Consider the following 20177-nt stretch of genomic DNA (forward strand, 5'->3'; position numbering starts at 1 on the left):
CCGGCCAAGATTGTGAAGCAAAGCCACCACTTATCCTAATGTCCGAATTTCCGGGCCACCTCTCTCTTAGGAACTGACGAACTCTTCCATTACTGCGAATGGTGGTAGCCAAAAAAATCAATATCTTCGACCACGTCTTATCGAAATAGAAACCTTCTAGGTCCAGCGCGTTGTTACTACTTCTTTCCTTTGCCAGAAATTCCCGAAACAACGTGGTAAATGCCTCGTTCTGCCCCGAGGAAAAACAGACCACGCTGGTGTCAGAAAAGTCTTTTCCATTCAGTTTGGCATCGAATATGGAACGAAGGATGCATGATTTTCCGGAGCCGTTACCTCCGATTAATGTCGCTACTCCATTATGTAATTTGAGAACTTGTTGTCGTTCAAACAGCAGGTTTGGGGGTAAAGTCAATTCCATCGAGATGCTCGTTAACGGCGGAAAAAGGAGCAAGGGGAAGCGTTCGTGCTGAAGGATCACTACGAATGCAATTATTTTTAAGCAATAATACGTCCTTTCAGGACGCTTTTGACTATTTCCCAACGTGGATTTTGCCGGCAGTTCTCGCGACAGGTCGGCCGAGCAGGCAATAAGTCGCGGGCTGCAGCAAACGCGTCTTCCTACCGACTGCCAGACTTGCACCCCATGCAAACGCTCCGGGCATGTATCGGCTCTGCCCTAAGTCGACTTCGAGGTGCCGCGATTCCAAGCCAGGTCGAACGCGAGGCGTGCAAGGAATTGCAGGGTAAATGCCACGATAAATATCGGCTGCCAGTCTAAAAAAATTGGCGAATCGAATGTTTCGTTTGGAGAAGAGCGCCTAGGCGGGTATATCAGAGGTTATTTACTTAGCTGAGGATCAAGAGTCATGCGAGGATGAATGCTCGCAAGCCCTACCCAAGTGACGTCAGTGATGAAGAATGGGAATTCGTCGCCCCCCGAAAGATGAGATTTCGTTCTGCGCATGACAGCTTGGTGAGTTGAGCTTTCCTAAGCGAGAACTTTCGAATACGGAGAGTTGTAGATGCCATTCGAAGGTGCCCGGGCCCCTAGCGCGTTAACCAGCATGTTATGCTTTCTAAAGGCTTTCCATGCCCTCAACTTGTCCACAATCTGGCATCATGGATCGAGCATACGTTTGCGTCTACCGTAATTACACACCCAAAGAGAAAGAGGTTGTCGACACCCTGGCCGGTGGCATCCATGATCCGCATTTGGCCAGCTTTATTAATGACTACGTGACGGGATCGACTTACTATGACTGGGGCGACGATCCGTCATTCTATTCCGCAAGATGTTTCCAGGGCTGCGCGGAACATGCGGGATGGGGGGTATGCCGTCCGGACGTTCGAAAGAAGCTGGGTGCGAACCATGTTGTCATTTTCTTTTGTGCCAGGCGCGAGAAAACAGGACGCGATACGCGGTATTTTTTCATTGGTGCAGGGACGGTCAAGAAAGTCATTCAGGACCGGCGCGAGATCTGGACAAATCCTACATATGTTTCCTATCGCCAGCACTATAATGTCCTGGCGCGATTCGACCAGACCGGGCCTGTTCAACATGAAACCTTTTATCCTTTTCATGAGAATTGGCGTCATCGCATGGCTAGTCCATATGTCCTGTTCGATGAACATCGCTCGCGCTTCAATTTGACTAACCCCATTCATGTTTCAACGTCATACAATAATGCCACCGATGTCTGGCACTCGAAGCAAAGCCAGCGAGTCGCGCAGATTGAAAAACTGTTGTTCAAGGACTTCAGTCTTACCCGGAGGCTGCGTACTTCACCAACAGGTAATGCCCATCGGCATATCAACCTGACTGCGAATCTCGCGCGCCTGGGACGCGCGCCAGCATCCCTGCTGGATGAACTGGTTCCCCTTGTCTAGACTCACCTGCGCAAGCCGCTGCAAAGTCACGATCAGCCTTACCCACCGTATTCAGCGCTTTGACGCGGTTTCCCGAACCTGCAGTAGCCATTCTGCGGCTTTGCCGGATAACCTTGACGTTAGTGTCAGTAATGTTCCAGAGCCAACTCCATTAGCATCGGTCGGTGTTTGTCTTTGCGGATTCCTCTGGGGCCGAAGGACTTCGTTCTTTGCCAGGATGCGCAGGAATTCCGGCAGCTCATCCGGCGTGATCGCCGCGTGATGTCCTCTTGGTGTCGGCCGCAGTGCGCCGCGCAGGCTGGGCACCGGGTCATATTCGGCCACGCCCGTCGCGACGGCGTAGCGGAAGATCTGCCCGCATACTTGCGCCTGCCGTCTCGCCATCTCCACCGCGCCGCGCCGTTCGATCTGCCGCAGCATGTCGAGAATGACGGGGGCCTTGAGTTCCTTGATCGGGTACTTGCCGATCACGGGGAACACATCCTTTTCCAGTCGGTACAGGACATTGGTGGACGTCCGGGGTTGCCACGAGTCGACCTTGTGCCGGTGCCGTCGTCGAGCAGCTTGCGCGCTGCTGCGCGCTTTTCCCGTGCCTGCGCGAGCGACGTCTGCGGGTAGCGCCCGAACGCCAGTGTCTTGCGCGTGCCGGCGTACCGGTAATCCATGCGCCAGTATTTGGCGCCGTCGGTCTTGACCAGCAGGTAGAGCCCGCCGCCGTCGGACAGCTCGTACGGCTTTTCTTTCGGCTTGGCGTTGCGAGGCTGGATGTCGGTCAGGGGCGTGGCGAGCTTCGGCATTTTGACGGTATCCGCTTTTGGCCGGGTCGGCTGATCCTGTCATAGATGCCGTCAAAGGGCGGGGATGTCAACGGATGCCAAAAGACATCAGAAAACAAAAAACCCGCATCAGCACTGGGCTACAAGCGGGTTTTAGGATGCTGCGGGACGTCTTGGAACGTGTTGGTGGTGGTGATAGGTGGACTTGAACCACCGACCCCAGCATTATGAGTGCTGTGCTCTAACCAACTGAGCTATATCACCAAAACAGCCGCACATTATCCTTTGTGCAGTGCGTGCTGTCAAGATCGCGGCGGCGTCTCTCTTGCTTTGCGGACGGTTTCCAGCACCGCCGCAGGGGCATCCGGCCGCAGGCAGTCGATGACGATGCGATCGGGCATCGAGCGCAGCCAGGTGAGTTGGCGTTTTGCCAATTGCCGCGTGGCGGCGATGCCTTTCTCGCGCAATTCCGCACGGCCGTATGCGCCATCCAGGTATTCCCATGCTTGCCGGTAGCCGACGCAACGCATCGACGGCAAGCCGGGGTGCAGGTCGCCGCGCGCGCGCAGTTTTTCCACCTCCGCCAGCAATCCACCGTCCTTTGCATCCAGCATGGCGTCGAAACGGCTGGCGATGCGCGCATGCAGCACGGCGCGGTCGGATGGCTCCAGCGAGAGCGGCAGTAGGTCGAACGGTAATTCGGTTTTCGGTGCGCGTGCCAGCAATTCCGACATGGGCTGACCGGTCAATTCGATGATTTCCAGTGCACGCTGGATCCGTTGCGCATCGTTGGGTTTCAGGCGTGCCGCGGTGTCGGGATCGAGTGCGGCGAGTCGTGCGTGCATCGACGGGATGCCGATGTCGGCCGCTTCCCGGTCCAGCTTTGCCCGGACTTCCGGGGCTGCCTGCGGCAGATCATCGAGGCCATCGCGCAATGCCTTGAAATACAGCATGGTGCCACCGACCAGCAACGGCAGGCGGCCGCGTGCGGCGATTTCCCCGGCGAGCCGCACCGCATCCTGACGGAATTGCATGACCGAGTAGGCATCCGCCGGATCGAGGATGTCGATGAGGTGATGGGGGACGGCGGCACGTTCTTCGAGCGATGGTTTGGCGGTGCCGATATCCATGCCGCGGTAGACGAGGGCGGAGTCGACGGAAATGATTTCCGAGGGAACATGCCGGGCAATTTCCAGTGCGGCTGCTGTTTTTCCGGACGCGGTGGGGCCCATCAGGCCGACGACGATGGGCTTTTGCATCAGGCGGCTCTCGCCGCGGCGCCGCGCGGGATGCGCGCTGCCGCGAAAATCAGCACGCCCAGTGCGCAGGAAATGAACGCCAGCGGATACAACGTGCCGTTGTGCGTTGCCCCGACCACGCTGCCGACAATGAACGCGACGGTCATGTAGAGCGCGCCCATGAGACCGGCGGCAGTGCCTGCCTGCTGGGCGAACGGCGACACGGCGCCGGACTGGGCGATCGGGAAATTGATGCCGTGTGCGCCCATGGTCAGGAACATTGCCGCGAGGATCAGCGACCAGTGCGCCACGCCGGCCGCGACCGCACCCAGGAAGAATATGCCGGAGGCCAGCGACACGATGCTGCCGATGCGCAGCCCGCCGTCGCTGCCGGCCTTCGGCAGCAGGCGCCGGCATACCAGCGTGCCTGCCATGTAGCCGGAGACGCCGAAGGCGAAGCAGTAGCCGAACCATGCGGTGGGTACGTCCAGCACGCGAATCAGCACGAATGACGAACCGGAAATAAAGGCGAAGATGGCGCCGTAGGAAAGCGCGCCCGGCAACGCGTGCACCCAGAACTCACGCGCGCCGAGCACGATGCGGTAATTGACCAGCAGGCCCGACAGGCGGGTTGCCTGCGGATCCTTGTGCATGTTGGTTTCCGGCAGCCGGAGAAAGGTCGCGGCCATGACCGCCGCCGACAGCAGGCCGAGCGCGGCGAAGGCGGCGCGCCAGCCGAAGGCCACCTGCAGGTAGGAACCGAGGATCGGCCCGAGCAGCGGCGCGAGCGATAACCAGGTGCTGACCTTGGCCATGACCCGCATGCTGTCCTCGCGGGCATAGGCGTCGCGCACGATGGCACGGGCGATGACGACCGCCGAGCAGCAGCCGAGCGCCTGCAGGAACCGTGCGGCGATCAGCAATTCGATGGATTGCGCGAATCCGCACAAGGCGCTCGCCGCGACATACAGCGTGAGTCCCCACAGCAGCACCGGCCGCCGCCCATAGCGGTCGGACAGCGGTCCGATGATGAGCTGTGCGCCGCCGAAGCCGATGACAAACAGCGACAAGGTCAGTTGCACCGTGGCGGCCGGGACGGCGAAGCCGGTTGCCAGGCTGGGCAGTGAAGCAAGGTAGAGATCGGTGGACAACGGTTGCAGCATAAGGAAGGTAACGATGAGCAACAGGATGGGCGCGCCTGCGAAGGGCGCCAGCGGACGGGGTTCGGTGCTCATTGTCCGCGCAGGAAGAGTTTGTCGAGATCGGACAGCGCCAGTTGCACCCAGGTCGGGCGGCCATGGTTGCACTGGTCGGCGCGTTCCGTGGCTTCCATCTGGCGCAGCAGTGCATTCATTTCCGGGATGGTCAGCGCGCGGTTGGCGCGCACGGCGGTGTGGCAGGCCAGCGTGCCGAGCATTTCATTGCGCCGTTCGACCAGCACCCGCGAACCGCCGAATTCGCGCACGTCGCGCACCACGTCCCGTGCGAGGGTTTGTGCGTCGGCATTCTTCAGCAGTGCGGGAATGGCGCGTACCGCGAGCGTGGTGGGCGACAGCGCACTGATATCGAAGCCGAGCGCCTGCAGCGCTTCCATGTTTTCTTCCACCGTCCCCACCTCGACCGGATCGGCATGGAAGGTCACCGGGATCAGGAGCGGCTGCACCTGCATTGCATCGGCATCCAGCGCATTCTTCAGTTGTTCGTAAAGGATGCGTTCGTGCGCCGCGTGCATGTCGACCAGCACCAATCCATTTGCGTTTTGCGCGAGGATATAGATGCCGTGCAATTGGGCGAGGGCAAAGCCCATCGGGAATTCTTCCGGCGGCGGTTCCCGAAATTCAAGCGCGACGGCTACCGCAGATGCTGTCCCGGCGGGCATTTGCCGCTGCGGCGCATCGCCGGAAAACAATGCGCCGTAATCCGCCATGGTTTGCGAAACGCCAAGGGCGGGTGACAACTGGGCGCCAAAGCTGCTTTGCCGCTGTTCGCGCAGCCACGGCAATGTGCCAGTGCTCGCCGGCTGCGGCGCGGGCGCGCTGCCGGAGGTTTGGGCCAGCGCCCGGCTGACCGCATGGAAGACAAACTGGTGCACTGCGCGGCTGTCGCGGAAGCGCACCTCGACTTTCGACGGATGCACATTCACATCCACCAGCGCCGGATCCAACTCCAGTCCGAGCACATAGCATGGATAGCGGTCGCCGTGCAGCACATCCTGATACGCGGCGCGCACCGCATGGGTGAGCAGCTTGTCGCGCACGAAGCGGCCGTTGACATAGAAATATTGCGCGTCGGCACGCGCCTTGGATGCGGTCGGCAGGCCGATGAAGCCGTGCACCCGCAACGGCCCGGCGCTTTCATCGAGCGACAGGCGGGCATTGGCGAATTCGTTGCCGAGAATATATGCGCTGCGCTTGTCGATCTCACTGGTATTCCAGTGATCAACTGTCTTGCCGTTATGCGTCAGCGAGAACGAGACATCCGGCCGTGACAACGCGATGCGACGGACCACTTCGGCACAATGGCCGAATTCGGTTTGCTCGGATTTCAGGAACTTGCGCCGTGCCGGCGTGTTGAAATACAGATCGCGCACATCGACCGTCGTGCCGAGCGTACCAGACGACGGGGTCACCTTCCCGTCATGCGAGCCGCTGATTTCCGACGCGTGCGGCGCATCGGCGGTACGTGACGTGATCGTGACCTGCGCCACCGAGGCGATGGACGCCAATGCCTCGCCGCGAAAGCCGAGCGTGCCGACGTTTTCGAGGTCGGACAACGACGCGATCTTGGACGTCGCATGCCGGGCGAGGGCGAGAGGCAGTTGTTCGGGCGGGATACCGCGGCCGTTGTCGGTAATCGCGATGCGCTTGACACCGCCTTCCTCCAGTCGCACGGTGATCGCCGTCGCGCCGGCATCCAGCGCATTCTCAAGCAATTCCTTGACGACTGCACAGGGGCGGTCCACCACCTCGCCTGCGGCGATCTGGGAGATGAGTTGGTCGGGAAGAGCCTGGATCGGGCGGACGGGCGAGTGTGGGGCATTCATCCGACGATTATACCGCCGGCGAAAATTGGCCTTCGGTCGTCGTTTGTTGATTCTGCTTCACGGGAAAACCGATTTTCCGGCGTTTGCCGGAAGATGATTGCCGAAGATCAATTGTTGTCACCGTAACCGAACCGTAGTGTATGTTTTCGCGGAATGCAACAGGGCGGAAATGAATTTCATGCAATCCCCCTCATACATGCCGCATGCCGATAAGTGCCTCAGTGCTTAAGGGTTGCCATGGACGTCGTTCCGTTAAAACTCTTCCCATTCCGCATTGTCCGTCGGTGTTTTGACCGACGGCGGTAATGCAGGCTTGCTGCTAGCCTTCCGGACTGCGACAGGCGCGGCGGGAGATTCTTTCATGCGTACAGTCCTTGCCGGCCGTGCTGCTGTGCCGGATGCCGCCGGGCCGTCCATCGCCCGCACCGCATTCCCTTCCATCTTAAAGACACTGACCACCTGCGACAGATTGCCTGCCTGTTCCTGCATCGAGCCGGCAGCGGCAGCGGCTTCTTCGACCAGCGCCGCGTTTTGCTGCGTCACGTTATCCATCTGCGTTATCGCCTGATTGATCTGCTCGATGCCGCTGGTCTGCTCATGGCTGGCTGCGGCGATCTCGCTGATGATGTCGGTGACGCGCCGCACGCTGGCGACGACCTCGTCCATCGTCGCGCCGGCCTGATCGACCAGCTTGGCGCCGGCTTCGACCTTTTCCACGGAATCGCCGATCAGCGCCTTGATCTCCTTGGCGGCCGCCGCCGAGCGCTGGGCGAGGTTGCGCACTTCCGCCGCCACCACGGCGAAGCCGCGCCCCTGTTCGCCTGCCCGTGCCGCTTCCACGGCGGCATTGAGCGCCAGGATATTGGTCTGGAAGGCAATCCCGTCGATGACGCCGATGATGTCGACGATCTTCTTCGCCGAATCATTGATCGAGCCCATCGTATCGACCACCTGCGACACCACTGCGCCACCCTTGATCGCCACTTCCGATGCGGTGGCCGCCAGCTTGTTGGCCTGGCTGGCGTTTTCCGCATTGTGCTTGACGGTCGATGTCAGTTCTTCCATGGATGAGGCCGTCGTTTGCAGCGAACTTGCCTGTTCCTCGGTGCGGACTGACAGGTTCATATTACCGGCCGCAATTTCACTGGAAGCATGGGTAATGGTGTCGGTGCCGTTGCGCACCTCGCCCACGATCCGCACCAGGCTCTCATTCATGTCCTTCAGTGCCTGCATGAGCTGGCCGGTTTCATCCGTCGATTGCACGTCGACCTGCGTCGTAAGGTCGCCGTCCGCCACGCGTCGTGCAACGCCGACCGCGCTGCGAAGGGGGCTGGTGATGCTGCGGGTGACGAAGAAAGCGATCAATACACCCACGAGCAGGGCGGCACCGGCCAGCGCGAGCGTCAGTAAAAGGGCATTCGCGTAGGCGCTATCCGCGTCGGCCGATGTCTGTTGTGCCAGAGCCTCCTGCCTCTTGACGGTTTCTTCCATCGCTTCGAGCCACATCCGCTGTGTCGGCACGACGTTGGCGAGCAGAACCGGAATGACGTCACCCTGCTTGAGCGCCAGTGCCACCGCCTTGTCGATCCATGGCTTGGCCTCGGCCTGGCCGGCGTCGATCTTGTCGAGCAAAATCTTATCGTCTGCGCTGTTCATCAGCGCACGAAGCGCTTGCATGCTTTGCACGTACTCCGCATTCGCCGCGTCCATGAGCCTCACTTCGGTCTTGATCTCATCTTCCTGGGTCATGACGGAGATGTTGCGCACCACCACGCCGACCGTCATTACGGCGTGGCGCATGTCGTTCAACTCTTTGACGATGACGTTGTTCTCGTTGATGACCTTGTCCAGGCTGCCGTGGATATTGGCCATGCGCGACAGGCTGGCCAGCGCCAGCGCCATCATCAGCAGCAATACAAGTCCGAAGCCCAGCCCCAGCCGGGTGCCGATGTGAAGGTTGCGAAGTTTCATGATTCTCCTCTATGGCGTCCGGACAGACGGCGCGGGCGGTGGAGCATATTGCCCCACGATTGCCGGTAGTCACATGGACGCCTTGATTGTTGTTTTTAGATGATTGGCGCGCTTGGTGATACGTTCTGCACAGAACCTCGGATCAGTGTGCAGTCAGCTGGTCGATAAGGCCGATGTCCGCGCCGGACATCAGCTTGTCGATATCGATGAGGATCAGCATGCGTTCGCCGATGGTGCCGATGCCGATCAGGTGCCCGCTCTCAAAAGCACCGCCGAGGTCGGGTGCCGGCTTCATCTGATCGGGCTTCAGCGTCGTGACATCGGAAACGCTGTCCACCACCATGCCGACCACCCGCGAGCCCATGTTCAGGATGATCACCACGGTGAACTGATCGTAGGTCGGCTTGCCGAGATTGAACTTGACGCGCATGTCGATGATCGGAACGATCACGCCACGCAGGTTGATGACACCTTTCATGAAGTCCGGTGCGTTGGCGATGTGCGTCACCGCATCGTAGCCCCGCAGTTCCTGCACCTTCAGGATGTCGACGCCGTACTCCTCCTTGCCGAGCGTGAAGGAGAGGAATTCGCGAATGCCGCTTCCCTGAGGATTGGTGTGTTCAGATACAGGGGCGATGCCGGTGCTTGTTTGCAGCATGTTGTGTCTCCCTGAAAGAAGCCGTCGTTTCAATGCATGGTTGAACGATCTTGTCGGATAGGTATTGCAGGTAGGCGGGGTGAACTTGGGTTACAACCGCCAGTTCAATCACCTGTGGCATAGCCTATATCAAAAGCCGGTTTGTTCCAATGTGGAAAGTGCGGATAGCGCAACACCGAATCGGTCACCGACTGTCGCTACCTGTTTAACGGCAGCCCCACGGCAACCTGAAGCGGCTGGAAAAGAAAAATCGTGGCAGGAATGCATTTTGTTCAGCAGCGCCGGGAGCGTTAAAACCGAATGCGCGAGCCGATTTTTGGCAAGAGATGCGCGATTTGCGGTCCTGCGCTTCTCCGCCCGGCCTCGACCGGTTCGCCACGTTGTTCGGTGGGCGCTTACATCATCCGGTTTTTGGCCAGGGGCGGGTTCTTGGCAAAATACTTCCTGATGCCGGTCAGCACCGCTTCCGCCATCTTGTCCTGGTAGGCGTCGTCGGAGAGCTTGGCTTCTTCTTCGGGATTTGATATGAACGCTGTTTCAATCAGGATGCTGGGAATGTCCGGCGCCTTCAGGACGGCGAAGCCGGCTTGTTCGACGGCGGCCTTGTGCAGCCGGTTGATACCGCCGATCTCTGCCAGTACCGCCTTGCCCAGTTTCAGGCTGTCGTTGATCTGCGCGGTCGTCGACAGGTCCAGCAGGACGCTGGCGAGCAGCTTGTCCTGGCCTTTCAGGTTGACGCCGCCGATGAGGTCGGCCGAGTTTTCCTTGCGGGCCAGCCAACGGGCGGCGGTGGAACTGGCGCCTTTTTCCGACAGCACGAACACTGACGATCCGCGGGCGGTGGTTTCGATCCAGGCGTCGGCGTGAATCGACACGAACAGGTCGGCCTGCACCTTGCGCGCCTTGCCGACGCGTACATGAAGCGGCACGAAGTAATCGCCGTCGCGCGTGAGCATGACGCGCATGTTCGGCTGTTGCTCGATCTTTGCCTTCAGGCGCTTGGCGATTGCCAGTACGACATCTTTTTCCCGGCTGCCGCCGCGCCCGATCGCGCCGGGGTCCTCGCCGCCATGCCCCGGGTCGAGGGCGATCGTGATCATGCGGGTCAATGGCGAAGGTTTGTCTTCAGCGGCTCCGGATCGCGGGGGGGCGGCATCCGGCCTGGTCTCGGCGACCGGCGGCGGTGCGGCTGGCGTGTCGGCCGGTTTCTCGCGCGACCACTCGCCTTTCATGATCAGGGCCGCGATCGGGTCGGGCGGATTGACCGGATACAGGTCGAAAATCAGCCGGTGCTTGTATTCGCCGACCGGCGCGAGGGTAAAGACCTGCGGATTGATTTCTTCCTTTAAATCGAAGACCAGCCGTACCACGTTCGGCCGGTTCTGGCCTACCCGCACCTGCTGGATATACGGATCGTTCGGCTGGATCTTGGCGACCAGTTCCTTCAGCGTCGCGTTAAGTTCAAGGCCTTCGATGTCGACGACCAGCCGCTCCGGATTCTTGACGATGAAGTGGCTGGTTTTGAGATTGGTATCGTTTTCGAGTGTGACGCGGGTGTAGTCGTCGGCCGGCCAGACGCGTACCGCCATGATCTGCGCTGCCTGCGCAGGCCGGGAAGCGATGACGGAGATGAGAAGTGTGCCGCCGGCTTTGAGAATCGTGCGGCGGCGTCGGGATGTCACAAGTTTGGTGCGAATTTCAGTCGGTCGAGACATTGAATACCCTGGTCGGACAACCCTTGCAATTCTACATCACGCCCTGTGCCGGAAACTTGCAGGAAGGCATTGATGTCGGGCGGGGGCAACACGGGTTCGCCCTTTTCGGGCCATTCAATGATGCAGATCGTGTCGGCGTTGAAATACTCGCGGAATCCGGCATCGAGGAACTCTTCCGGTCCCGCCATCCGGTACAGATCAAAGTGGACGACCTCGACCGGGCGGCCGGCGATGACAACCGAATAGGGCTCGGCCAGCGTATAGGTCGGGCTTTTGACATTGCCGGCATGGCCTGCCGCATGCAGCATCGCACGGGTGAGTGCGGTCTTGCCGGTGCCGAGATCGCCGTGCAGGTAGATGGTGAGGCCGGGTTTGAGGGCGGCGGCCATGGCGGAGCCCAGCGCAGCCGTCGCGGCTTCATCCTGGAGGTGGGCTTTGAAGTTCTGCATCTCGTAAAATGGCTGTTTTCAATTGACGCGGCATGCAAACGGCATCTGACAGCCACTGCCGCGACTGTTGTCTTCCTGCAAGCGAATCGCCTGTTTCCATGATTGTGACCGATACCGATCTAACCGCGCTGGCGCTGGCCATCAAGGCTTGGGGCCGCGAGCTCGGCTTTGCCGACGTCCGCATTTCGGATACCGACCTGTCGGCTGCCGAGGACGGGCTGCGGTCCTGGCTCGCGGACGGCCATCATGGCGACATGGATTATATGGCAGCCCATGGGATGAAGCGCGCCAGGCCGGCGGAGCTGGTGCCGGGTACGCTGCGGGTCATCACCGCGCGCATGGATTATTTGCCGAGAAACGCAGGCGAGGACTGGCGTGGCAGGGAGGAACGGCGTGCCGGCGATCCGTCCGCCGCCGTGGTCTCCGTCTACGCGCGGGGACGCGACTATCACAAGGTATTGCGTAGCCGCCTGCAGCAACTGGCGCAACGCATAGAAGGTGAAATCGGCACGTTCGGCTACCGGGTGTTCACCGATTCGGCGCCGGTCATGGAAGTGGCGCTTGGCAGCAAGGCCGGCGTCGGCTGGCGCGGCAAGCACACCTTGCTTCTCAACCGCGAGGCCGGTTCGATGTTTTTCCTTGGCGAGCTGTTCACCGACCTGCCGCTGCCGGTGGATGCGCCGGTGAGTTCGCATTGCGGCCAGTGCAGCGCCTGCATCGATATCTGCCCCACCCAGGCGATCATCGGCCCCTACCGGCTCGATGCCCGCCGCTGCATCTCGTACCTGACGATCGAGCTCAAGGGCAGCATTCCACTGGACCTGCGCGGCCTGATCGGCAACCGGGTGTACGGCTGCGACGATTGCCAGCTGGCCTGCCCATGGAACAAGTTTGCGCAACCGTCCAAGTTGCCGGACTTCGACGTGCGCAACGGGCTGGATGATGCATCGATGGTGGAGCTGTTCGGCTGGAGCGAGGAGGAATTCAACCGCCGTCTGGAAGGCAGCCCGATCCGCCGCATCGGGCATGAACGGTGGTTGCGCAATATCGCGGTGGGACTGGGGAACGCGGCGCGGGACGGCGTGCAGTCGCCGGAGATCGTTGCGGCGTTGCAGGCCAGGGCCGATCACCCGTCGGCACTGGTGCGCGAACACGTGGCCTGGGCGCTGGAAATGCATGTTGCGATTTGAATATCAGGCCGAATCCATCGCCTACAGAACCAACCCCAGCCACAGCGGCAGCGTCACCGCCGACACCACCGTGCTTGCCGACACCAAAAACGCCACGAACGGTCCGTTGCCGCCCATGCGCGCAGCCAGCACATAGGCGCTGGATGCCGTAGGCAGCGCGCAAAACATCAACAGGATCTGCATCTGCAGCGGAGGCAGGCCGAGCCAGCGTCCGGCAAGAAAACCGACCAGCGGCAGCACCAGCAGCTTGACCCCGAGAAAGTAAGCCGCCATGCCCTTGGCTTCGTGCAGCCCGGACAAGCGAAGGCCAGCGCCGACCGTCATCAGGCCCGCCGCAATCGAGGCGTTGCCCATGCGGGACAGCGTCGCGCCGATGATGTCCGGCATCTGCAATCCGGAAAGGTTGAACAGCATGCCGCCCGCGGTTGCCAGCAGCAGCGGATTCTTCGCCAATTCCTTCAGCAATCCGCCGCCTTGCGGCACCAGCGCATGCACCGCCGCCATGTTGCATAACGGAACAGCGAAACCGATGATCAGCGCCATGAGCGACGTGCCCTGTTCCCCGCCGAGGCGCGAGGCGATCGCCAGGCCGATATAGGAGTTGAAGCGGAATGCGGTTTGCACGCCGGATTCGAAGACCATCGGCCCGGCGCGGAACAGCCGTTTCGCCAGCCAGCCGAGGGCGACGCCGCACAGGGCTGCGGCGATCGCCGCCTGCACGAGCTTGCCGGTGCTGGCGAAATCGAGCGGCGTGCGGGATGTGGAGTAGAACAGCAGCGCGGGGAACAGCGCGTAATACACCAGCTTCTCCAGCCCGGCCCAGAACGACGCACCCCAGTCGGTGAACCGGGCCAGCAGGAAGCCGATGAGGATCAGTGCGAAGTCGGGGAAGAGAAGGGTGGCGATGGACATGGGTTAGTGGGCCAGGCGCTGTCGTGGGGCGCCCGGCAAGGCGCGGCGAAAGATGGCTACTTCAGCAGCCGCGCCAATTCCACCGCCGTCTTGACGTTCATCTTGTCGAAGATATGGGCACGATGGACTTCGACGGTACGCATGCTGATGCCGAGCTGATCGGCGATGACCTTGTTCATTTTACCGGCAAGGATCAGTTCCAGTACTTCGCGTTCCCGCGCGGACAGCGCCTGAAGGCGCGCCTGCACCGCGGCCGCCTCGCCTGCCTGCCGCGAGGCGGCGAATGCTTCCTGCACCCGATCCATCAATTTGTTGTCGTTGAACGGCTTCTCGAAAAAGTCGAACGCGCCGCGCTTCAGGGTATCGACCGCCATCGGCACGTCACCGTGCCCCGTCAGGAAAATAATGGGAAGCCGGTGCGTGAGTTCGCGCGCCGCCAGCAACTCGAACAGTGCAACGCCGCTGATGTCCGGCATGCGCACATCGAGCAGGATGCATTCGCCCTGCATGTCGAAGCTCTGCCAGCCTTCCAGCGCGTTCAGGAACGCTTCACCACTGTCGTAGGCCGCAGCCGATATTCCGCGCGACCTTGCCAACCACGTCAGCGAGTCGCGGATCACTTCTTCGTCATCCACTATGTGCAGCATTCGGTCTCCAGCGAATCTACCCGGCTTGTGCCGGACTTATTATGTGTTCGTCCTGCCAGGGCGTTGCATCGTCTGGCCGATTATGCCAGAACGGGTTTCGCCGCTGCATCTATTTGCTCATCGCCGTTGCGGAGACGGCTTCCGCCGCGGGCAGTGAAAAGCGGAAGATCGTGCCGCCCGCCGGATTGTCGGCATGGGTCATCGTCCCGCCGTGAAATTCGATCGCGGTGCGGCAGATGTTCAGGCCGATGCCCATGCCTTCCGCCTTGGTCGAAAAGAACGGCGAGAACAAGCGCTCCGCCACTTCCGCCGGGATGCCGTGGCCGCGGTCGATGACGGAAATGACGACATTGGCCTGTGACGGCGACTCCTCCTCCCGCTCGGCCACGATACGCAGGCTGCGCCGCTCCGGCGCCACATGCTGCATCGCCTCGATCGCATTGCGCGTCAGGTTCAGCAGCACCTGTTCCAGCAGGACGCGGTCGGCCAGCACCGGCGGCAGCCTGGACGAAACACTGGTCTGGATGGACACGAAAAATTGTTGCGCCTGCAGTTCCACCAGCGGCAGCACGTTGTCGATCAATGCCTGGATCGACACCTTCTCCCGCGCCGGTTCGCGTTTCTTGACGAACGCGTGCACGCTGCGGATGATGTGGCCGGCGCGTTGCGCCTGGGCGCTTGCCTTCTCAAGTGCCGGCTTGAGCATCTCGATGTTGACGTCGCCGGGGGTGGCCGCGTTGTTGATCAGGTTGAGCGCCCCGGTGGTGTAACTGGAGATCGCCGCCAGCGGCTGGTTGATCTCGTGCGCCAGCGTCGATGCGATCTCGCCCATGGTCGCCAGCCGCGCGCTGGCCTGCAGTTTTTCCTGTTGCTGGCGATTCAGGTCCTCGATGCGCTTGCGGTCGGAAATATCGAGGATCGATCCCATCCATCCGGTCTGCTTGCCGCTGTTGTCGACCAGCGGCGATTCGAAAATCAGCACCGGGAACCGCTCGCCGTTTGCGCGCTGGAAGATCGTCTCGTAACCCTGGTCCGTGACGGTGCCCGCCAGCACCTGCGAAAAACGCTCCTGGTATTCCTCCATCGCTTCCGGCGCCCAGTACGGCATCGGCGGCATCTTGCCCAGCAGGTCCTCCGCCGGCATGCCCACCATGCGGCAGAAGGCGGGATTGACATATGTGACGCGGCCTTCGAGATCGCGCGCCCGCATGCCGGTCACCAGCGAATTTTCCATCGCGCTGCGGAAACTGACCTGCTGCCGCAAAGCGCCCTCCGCCGCCAGGCGCCGGTTGATGTCGCGCCACAATGCCCACAGGCTCCAGAGCAGTCCGATGGACAGCGCAATCACCGAGCCGACCAGCAGGTTGGGGAGCAGTTTCGGGGCATTCTTGACGCTGTTCGTGCGCAGCGTCAATCGCGCGCCGGGCAGGTCAAGCGCCCGCAGGTGGGTATAGACGCCGCGCCCCGGGCCGCCGGCGGCTCGTTTGGCGACCATCACATCGTCACTGTCGGTCAGCTGGATTTCATTGTCCTGAGCGAACCACCACGGCACCATTTCATCCAGGATGCTGGCAACCGAATAGCTGGCGATCAGGCTGCCGATATACCGTTCGCCCGCAAACAGCGGAAGGTGATAGTCCATCAGCAGCGGGCCGGCCAGGCCGGGCGGCGGCGCCGGCTGGCTGTATTGGGGTGTCCTGGTGCCGCGCGCGGTTTCCGCCGCCGCGAGCGAATTGCCCGGCAGGTCCTTGAGTGCCAGCGGTGAATCGTCGGTCGACTCGATCAGCCGGTCCGCATCGTCAAACAGCGCGATGCGGTTGAGTTCGCGATTGTTGCGGATCAGGCTCGTCATTCGGTCCCGCAGGCGTTTGCCGTTGAGGTAACCGGCGCTGATTTCGGTGCCGATGAGGCGGATGTTTTCCTCGTTGCGGCCGATCTGGAAGCGAATGGTCTGTTCCACCCACAAGGTGTCGGCGATCAGCTGTTCCTGGCGCTCGTTGGCTTCCATCTGCTGCGCCTGCCATGGCAGCCATAACAAAATGGATGCGAACAGCAGCACCAGCAGAACCGGCAGGAACCAGTGAAGCGGCTGGCGGCGGCTAAGGAAGCCGGTTCTGGAATTGAGCGAAAGGGTGGGCATAACCGATACCGGAGAAATACCGCTGTTTAAACAAATATAATGCAGCCGGCGGTGCTGCCCGACAGCTATTTCAGCCAAGTGTAGCCGACAGGCAGCCGCTCACGGCGGCCCGACGGGCCGGATTGTGGTTATCCACAGTTGTGAGCCGGCGGCGGGATGCCGAGAATACCCGAACGCCCATGCTCAAATCGGTCGGATTGTTAGCCCTATTTTCCTGTTGGGAACTCAATGAGGTTCAGCCTGACGTTCAGAGTAAGATTCAGCGCGCTGCTTGTTGCGGTCGCCGCCTTGTCTCTGAATAATGCGGCACGCGCAGATGTGCCCATCGTCATCAAGTTCAGCCACGTCGTGGCAAGCGATACGCCCAAGGGCAAGGCGGCCGAACGCTTCAAGGAACTGGCCGAGCGCGCCACCAAGGGCAGGGTCAAGGTGGAAATCTATCCGAACAGCCAACTCTACAAGGACAAGGACGAACTGGAAGCCTTGCAGTTAGGCGCGGTGCAAATGTTGGCTCCATCCCTGGCCAAGTTCAGCCCGCTTGGCATCCGCGAGTTCGAGGTTTTCGATCTGCCCTATATTTTCCCCACCAAGGAAGTCCTCTATCGCATTACAGAAGGGCCTGTCGGCAAGGAACTGCTGGACAGGCTGCAAACCAAGGGCATTACCGGGCTGGCATTCTGGGACAACGGATTCAAGGTGATGTCGGCCAATCGTCCGCTCAAGGTGCCTGCCGATTTCCGAAATCAGAAGATGCGGATCCAGCCGTCAAAGGTACTGGAAGCGCAGATGCGCGCGCTCGGCGCCATTCCGCAGGTCCTGGATTTCAGCGAGGTTTACCAGGCTCTGCAGAGCGGCGTTGTGGATGGCACCGAAAACCCGCCATCGAATTTCTATACCCAGAAAATGTATGAACTGCAGCCGCATTTAACGGTATCCAACCATGGATACCTCGGCTACGTGGTGATTGTGAACAGGAAGTTCTGGGAAGGCCTGCCGGGCTCCATACGAGTCGAACTCGAGGGAGCGATGCGGGAAGCGACCCAGTACGCCAACGCGATCGCGCAGAATGAAAACGACCGTGCGATGGAGGCGATCAGAAAGTCCGGCAAGACCGTCGTGCACCAGTTGTCCGACAAGGAAAGGGAGCAGTGGCGTACTGCGCTCGCCCCGGTGCACCGTGAAATGGAGGCCCGCATCGGACGCGACCTGATCGCGGCCGTTAACAGGGAGGCGGCGAGGGAGGCGGCGCGGGATGGGACGAAGGACGCTGCCAGGAAGCCGGCGGCCTTGATGGGCCGCTGAGCGTGTCGCCTTTTCCGCATGCCGTATCCTGACACGCATGCGGTTTTCCATCCAGTTCTTCAGGCATTGAGCAAGGGCGTGCAAAAAACTTACGTTATATCAAGGGCTTGCAGGTTGATGCTTGCCTGGCACGTTGCCTGCTAAACGAAGCCTCGATTACCTTTGACGACGACACGTGGTGCAGTCGTCAAAGGTAATCGATGCCCGGGAAACACGGGATGCCGACGCAAACGTCGCCGAGTACATCCTGCTTGCCGGAGCATATTCCACTATTTGCAAGCGATCCCACAACCAGGAGACATGACATGAAATCACGCAAACTGCTGCTCGCAATTACATTCACCGCCGGCGCTGCAGCGATGGCGTCGGCCCAGGCGCAAAACTTCCCGACCAAGCCGATCAAGCTGATCGTACCGTTCGCGCCGGGCGGCACGACCGACATCGTCGCCCGTGTCGTCGGCGACAAACTCGGCAAGGAGCTCGGGCAGCCAGTCGTCATCGAGAATCGTGGCGGTGGGGGCGGGAGTATCGGCGCATCGGCCATTTCGAAGGCAGACCCGGATGGGTATACCATCGGCGTATCCACGGTGTCGACCCATGCGGTCAATGCGGCCTGCAACAGCAAGCTCGGCTATGACCCGATCAAGGATTTCGCGCCGATCACCAACATGGCGCGGACACCGAACGTGCTGACGGTGAATCCGAAATTTCCCGCGCAGGACTTCAAGCAATTCCTCGCCGAAGTGAAGAAGAATCCCGGCAAGCTCAACTACGCGACATCCGGTACCTGCAGCATCCAGCACATGGTTGGCGAACAGTTCAAGGCATCCACCGGTACCTTTATCCTGCACATTCCGTACCGTGGCGCAGGTCCGGCGCTGAACGACCTTCTCGGCGGCCAGGTCGACATGATGTTCGATAATCTTCCGTCGTCGATGTCGCATATCCAGTCGAACAAGCTGCGTCCGCTGGCAATCGCCTGGAACAAGCGCCTGGATGCAATGCCGAATGTGCCGACCTTTGCCGAACTTGGCCTCAAGCAGGTCAATGATCCCGCCTGGTATGGTCTTGTTGCGCCGCCGAAAACGCCTGACGACATCATCAAGAAGATCAATGCCGCCGCCGTCAAGGTACTCAACATGCCGGATGTCAAGGAACGGCTCATGGCCAGCGGCGCGGAGCCCGTCGGCAACACGCCTGCCGAACATGCTGCCGAAATCAAGGCCGAGCTCGAGAAAATGAAGAACCTCGTCAACAAGCAAGGCATCAAGCTCGACGGCGCTTAATCGGCGCATCGTCGCAGGCATCATCCGCTCCCAACCTCCGGGGAGCGGACAGTTCTCGCCAGGCCTGGTCAGGGACCGGCGGGAACCCGGGTTGTCCTCCCCATTTCCCTGAGGAACGCCATACCACTCTTCGGCATCCATCACGAATCGACCGGAAAGTCCGGTTAGGTCAAAACTGCGGCTTTCCACAGTTGTAACCCCTGTTCGAGCAGGGAATAATGCGCCCATGGAAGCTTCCGCCGGCCTCGTCGCATTGGGACGGTACACCCGGATTTCCGTAGCGGCGCGCGGTCGTGGCCGTTTAATTCTGGTTTAGTGACAACTCATAATTGGAGAGACACCGATGAAACTTACATTGCTCCGGACTGTTGCCGGTATTGCGCTGATGACAGGCGCCATGGCCCACGCGCAATCAGATTACCCCACCAAATCCATCACCATGATCGTGCCGTTCGCCGCCGGCGGACCGACCGACACCGTGGCGCGGTTGATTGCGCAATCAATGTCGAAAACCCTGAAGCAGCAAGTCATCGTGGAAAACGTCGGCGGTGCAGGCGGCACCATCGGCGCCGCACGCGTGGCCAAGGCGGCACCGGACGGCCATACGATTTTCCTGCATCACATTGGCCACTCGACTGCGCCGACGCTGTATCGCAAGCTGTCTTATGACGCCATCAACGACTTCGAGCCGGTCGGCCTGGTGACGGATGTTCCGATGACAATCGTGGCACGCGGCAACTTCCCGGCCAAGGACCTCAAGGAACTGATCAGCTACGTCAAGGCTAACAAGGACAAGGTCACCTATGCGAACGCAGGCGTGGGCTCGGCATCGCATCTGTGCGGCATGCTGCTGATGAGCGCGATCGGCACCGATGTGACCACCGTGCCTTACAAGGGAACCGGCCCGGCGATGAACGACCTGCTCGGCGGACAGGTTGACATGATGTGCGACCAGACCACCAA

17 protein-coding genes, 1 tRNA gene and 1 pseudogene are annotated in these 20177 nt (G+C 60.7%); 5 read left to right on the forward strand and 14 right to left on the reverse strand.

Features of this window, described 5'->3' with window-relative positions; translation table 11 throughout:
- A partial coding sequence (locus tag V7080_RS10615; protein WP_334188366.1) for a hypothetical protein occupies positions 1 to 418 on the reverse strand: 418 nt, incomplete at its 3' end.
- A 701-nt stretch (positions 419 to 1119) separates the two neighbouring features.
- On the opposite strand from V7080_RS10615, the gene V7080_RS10620 reads away from it, so the two are divergent.
- Positions 1120 to 1887, forward strand: a complete 768-nt coding sequence (locus V7080_RS10620; RefSeq protein WP_334188367.1) for a hypothetical protein — start codon at positions 1120 to 1122, stop codon at positions 1885 to 1887.
- 51 nt (positions 1888 to 1938) lie between these two features.
- Here V7080_RS10620 and V7080_RS10625 read toward each other — a convergent pair whose 3' ends face one another.
- The 10 genes and pseudogenes from V7080_RS10625 to tsaE all read right to left on the reverse strand — a co-directional run bounded on the left by V7080_RS10625 (position 1939) and on the right by tsaE (position 11737).
- Positions 1939 to 2562 carry a tyrosine-type recombinase/integrase gene (locus V7080_RS10625; RefSeq protein WP_442947211.1) on the reverse strand — a complete coding sequence of 208 codons (624 nt, stop codon included), beginning with the start codon at positions 2560 to 2562 and terminating at the stop codon, positions 1939 to 1941.
- Positions 2493 to 2684 (reverse strand): annotated as a pseudogene (locus tag V7080_RS25395) (Arm DNA-binding domain-containing protein); the annotation flags it as partial. The gene V7080_RS10625 and the pseudogene V7080_RS25395, both read right to left, overlap by 70 nt.
- A gap of 166 nt (positions 2685 to 2850) precedes the next feature.
- Positions 2851 to 2927 (reverse strand) — tRNA-Met (locus tag V7080_RS10635).
- Between the two features lie 38 nt (positions 2928 to 2965).
- Positions 2966 to 3922: a tRNA (adenosine(37)-N6)-dimethylallyltransferase MiaA gene (gene miaA / locus V7080_RS10640; protein ID WP_334188370.1), complete on the reverse strand. Its 957-nt coding sequence runs from the start codon at positions 3920 to 3922 to the stop codon at positions 2966 to 2968.
- Positions 3922 to 5136: a multidrug effflux MFS transporter gene (locus V7080_RS10645; protein WP_334188371.1), complete on the reverse strand. Its 1215-nt coding sequence runs from the start codon at positions 5134 to 5136 to the stop codon at positions 3922 to 3924. The genes miaA and V7080_RS10645 overlap by 1 nt, the downstream gene beginning before the upstream one ends.
- Positions 5133 to 6944 carry a DNA mismatch repair endonuclease MutL gene (mutL, locus tag V7080_RS10650; protein WP_334188372.1) on the reverse strand — a complete coding sequence of 604 codons (1812 nt, stop codon included), beginning with the start codon at positions 6942 to 6944 and terminating at the stop codon, positions 5133 to 5135. Before mutL ends, V7080_RS10645 begins: the two co-directional genes overlap by 4 nt.
- A 252-nt stretch (positions 6945 to 7196) precedes the next feature.
- A complete protein-coding gene (locus V7080_RS10655; protein ID WP_334188373.1) occupies positions 7197 to 8915 on the reverse strand; it encodes a methyl-accepting chemotaxis protein in 1719 nt (572 codons plus the stop codon).
- A gap of 142 nt (positions 8916 to 9057) precedes the next feature.
- The gene (locus V7080_RS10660) at positions 9058 to 9573 is read right to left on the reverse strand and encodes a chemotaxis protein CheW (protein WP_334188374.1); all 516 of its coding nucleotides are present in this window, start codon (positions 9571 to 9573) and stop codon (positions 9058 to 9060) included.
- Positions 9574 to 9968: 395 nt separating this feature from the next.
- Positions 9969 to 11288, reverse strand: a complete 1320-nt coding sequence (locus tag V7080_RS10665; RefSeq protein ID WP_334188375.1) for an N-acetylmuramoyl-L-alanine amidase — start codon at positions 11286 to 11288, stop codon at positions 9969 to 9971.
- On the reverse strand, positions 11252 to 11737 hold the full coding sequence (gene tsaE, locus V7080_RS10670; protein WP_334188376.1) for a tRNA (adenosine(37)-N6)-threonylcarbamoyltransferase complex ATPase subunit type 1 TsaE: 486 nt from the start codon (positions 11735 to 11737) through the stop codon (positions 11252 to 11254). Before tsaE ends, V7080_RS10665 begins: the two co-directional genes overlap by 37 nt.
- Before the next feature lie 98 nt (positions 11738 to 11835).
- Here tsaE and queG point away from each other — a divergent pair, with 98 nt between their 5' ends.
- Entirely contained in the window at positions 11836 to 12927 is a 1092-nt protein-coding gene (queG, locus tag V7080_RS10675) for a tRNA epoxyqueuosine(34) reductase QueG (RefSeq protein ID WP_334188377.1), read from the forward strand.
- Positions 12928 to 12948: 21 nt separating this feature from the next.
- Here the strand turns inward: queG and V7080_RS10680 are convergent, their stop codons facing one another.
- The 3 genes from V7080_RS10680 to V7080_RS10690 form a co-directional block, all read right to left on the reverse strand.
- Entirely contained in the window at positions 12949 to 13839 is an 891-nt protein-coding gene (locus V7080_RS10680; protein WP_334188378.1) for an AEC family transporter, read from the reverse strand.
- 56 nt (positions 13840 to 13895) lie between these two features.
- Positions 13896 to 14486 (reverse strand): response regulator transcription factor, encoded by a 591-nt coding sequence (locus V7080_RS10685; protein WP_334188379.1) that lies wholly within the window; start codon positions 14484 to 14486, stop codon positions 13896 to 13898.
- A 109-nt stretch (positions 14487 to 14595) separates the two neighbouring features.
- The gene (locus tag V7080_RS10690) at positions 14596 to 16626 is read right to left on the reverse strand and encodes a two-component system sensor histidine kinase NtrB (RefSeq protein ID WP_334188380.1); all 2031 of its coding nucleotides are present in this window, start codon (positions 16624 to 16626) and stop codon (positions 14596 to 14598) included.
- A 228-nt stretch (positions 16627 to 16854) separates the two neighbouring features.
- Here V7080_RS10690 and V7080_RS10695 point away from each other — a divergent pair, with 228 nt between their 5' ends.
- The 3 genes from V7080_RS10695 to V7080_RS10705 all read left to right on the forward strand — a co-directional run.
- Positions 16855 to 17928 (forward strand): TRAP transporter substrate-binding protein, encoded by a 1074-nt coding sequence (locus V7080_RS10695; RefSeq protein ID WP_334188381.1) that lies wholly within the window; start codon positions 16855 to 16857, stop codon positions 17926 to 17928.
- A 305-nt stretch (positions 17929 to 18233) separates the two neighbouring features.
- Positions 18234 to 19214, forward strand: a complete 981-nt coding sequence (locus tag V7080_RS10700) for a tripartite tricarboxylate transporter substrate binding protein BugE (RefSeq protein WP_334188382.1) — start codon at positions 18234 to 18236, stop codon at positions 19212 to 19214.
- A 343-nt stretch (positions 19215 to 19557) separates the two neighbouring features.
- On the forward strand, positions 19558 to 20177 hold a 620-nt coding region (locus V7080_RS10705), incomplete at its 3' end, for a tripartite tricarboxylate transporter substrate-binding protein (RefSeq protein ID WP_334188383.1).

It is taken from the genome of Noviherbaspirillum sp. (assembly GCF_036846085.1).
Lineage (GTDB): Bacteria > Pseudomonadota > Gammaproteobacteria > Burkholderiales > Burkholderiaceae_D > Noviherbaspirillum.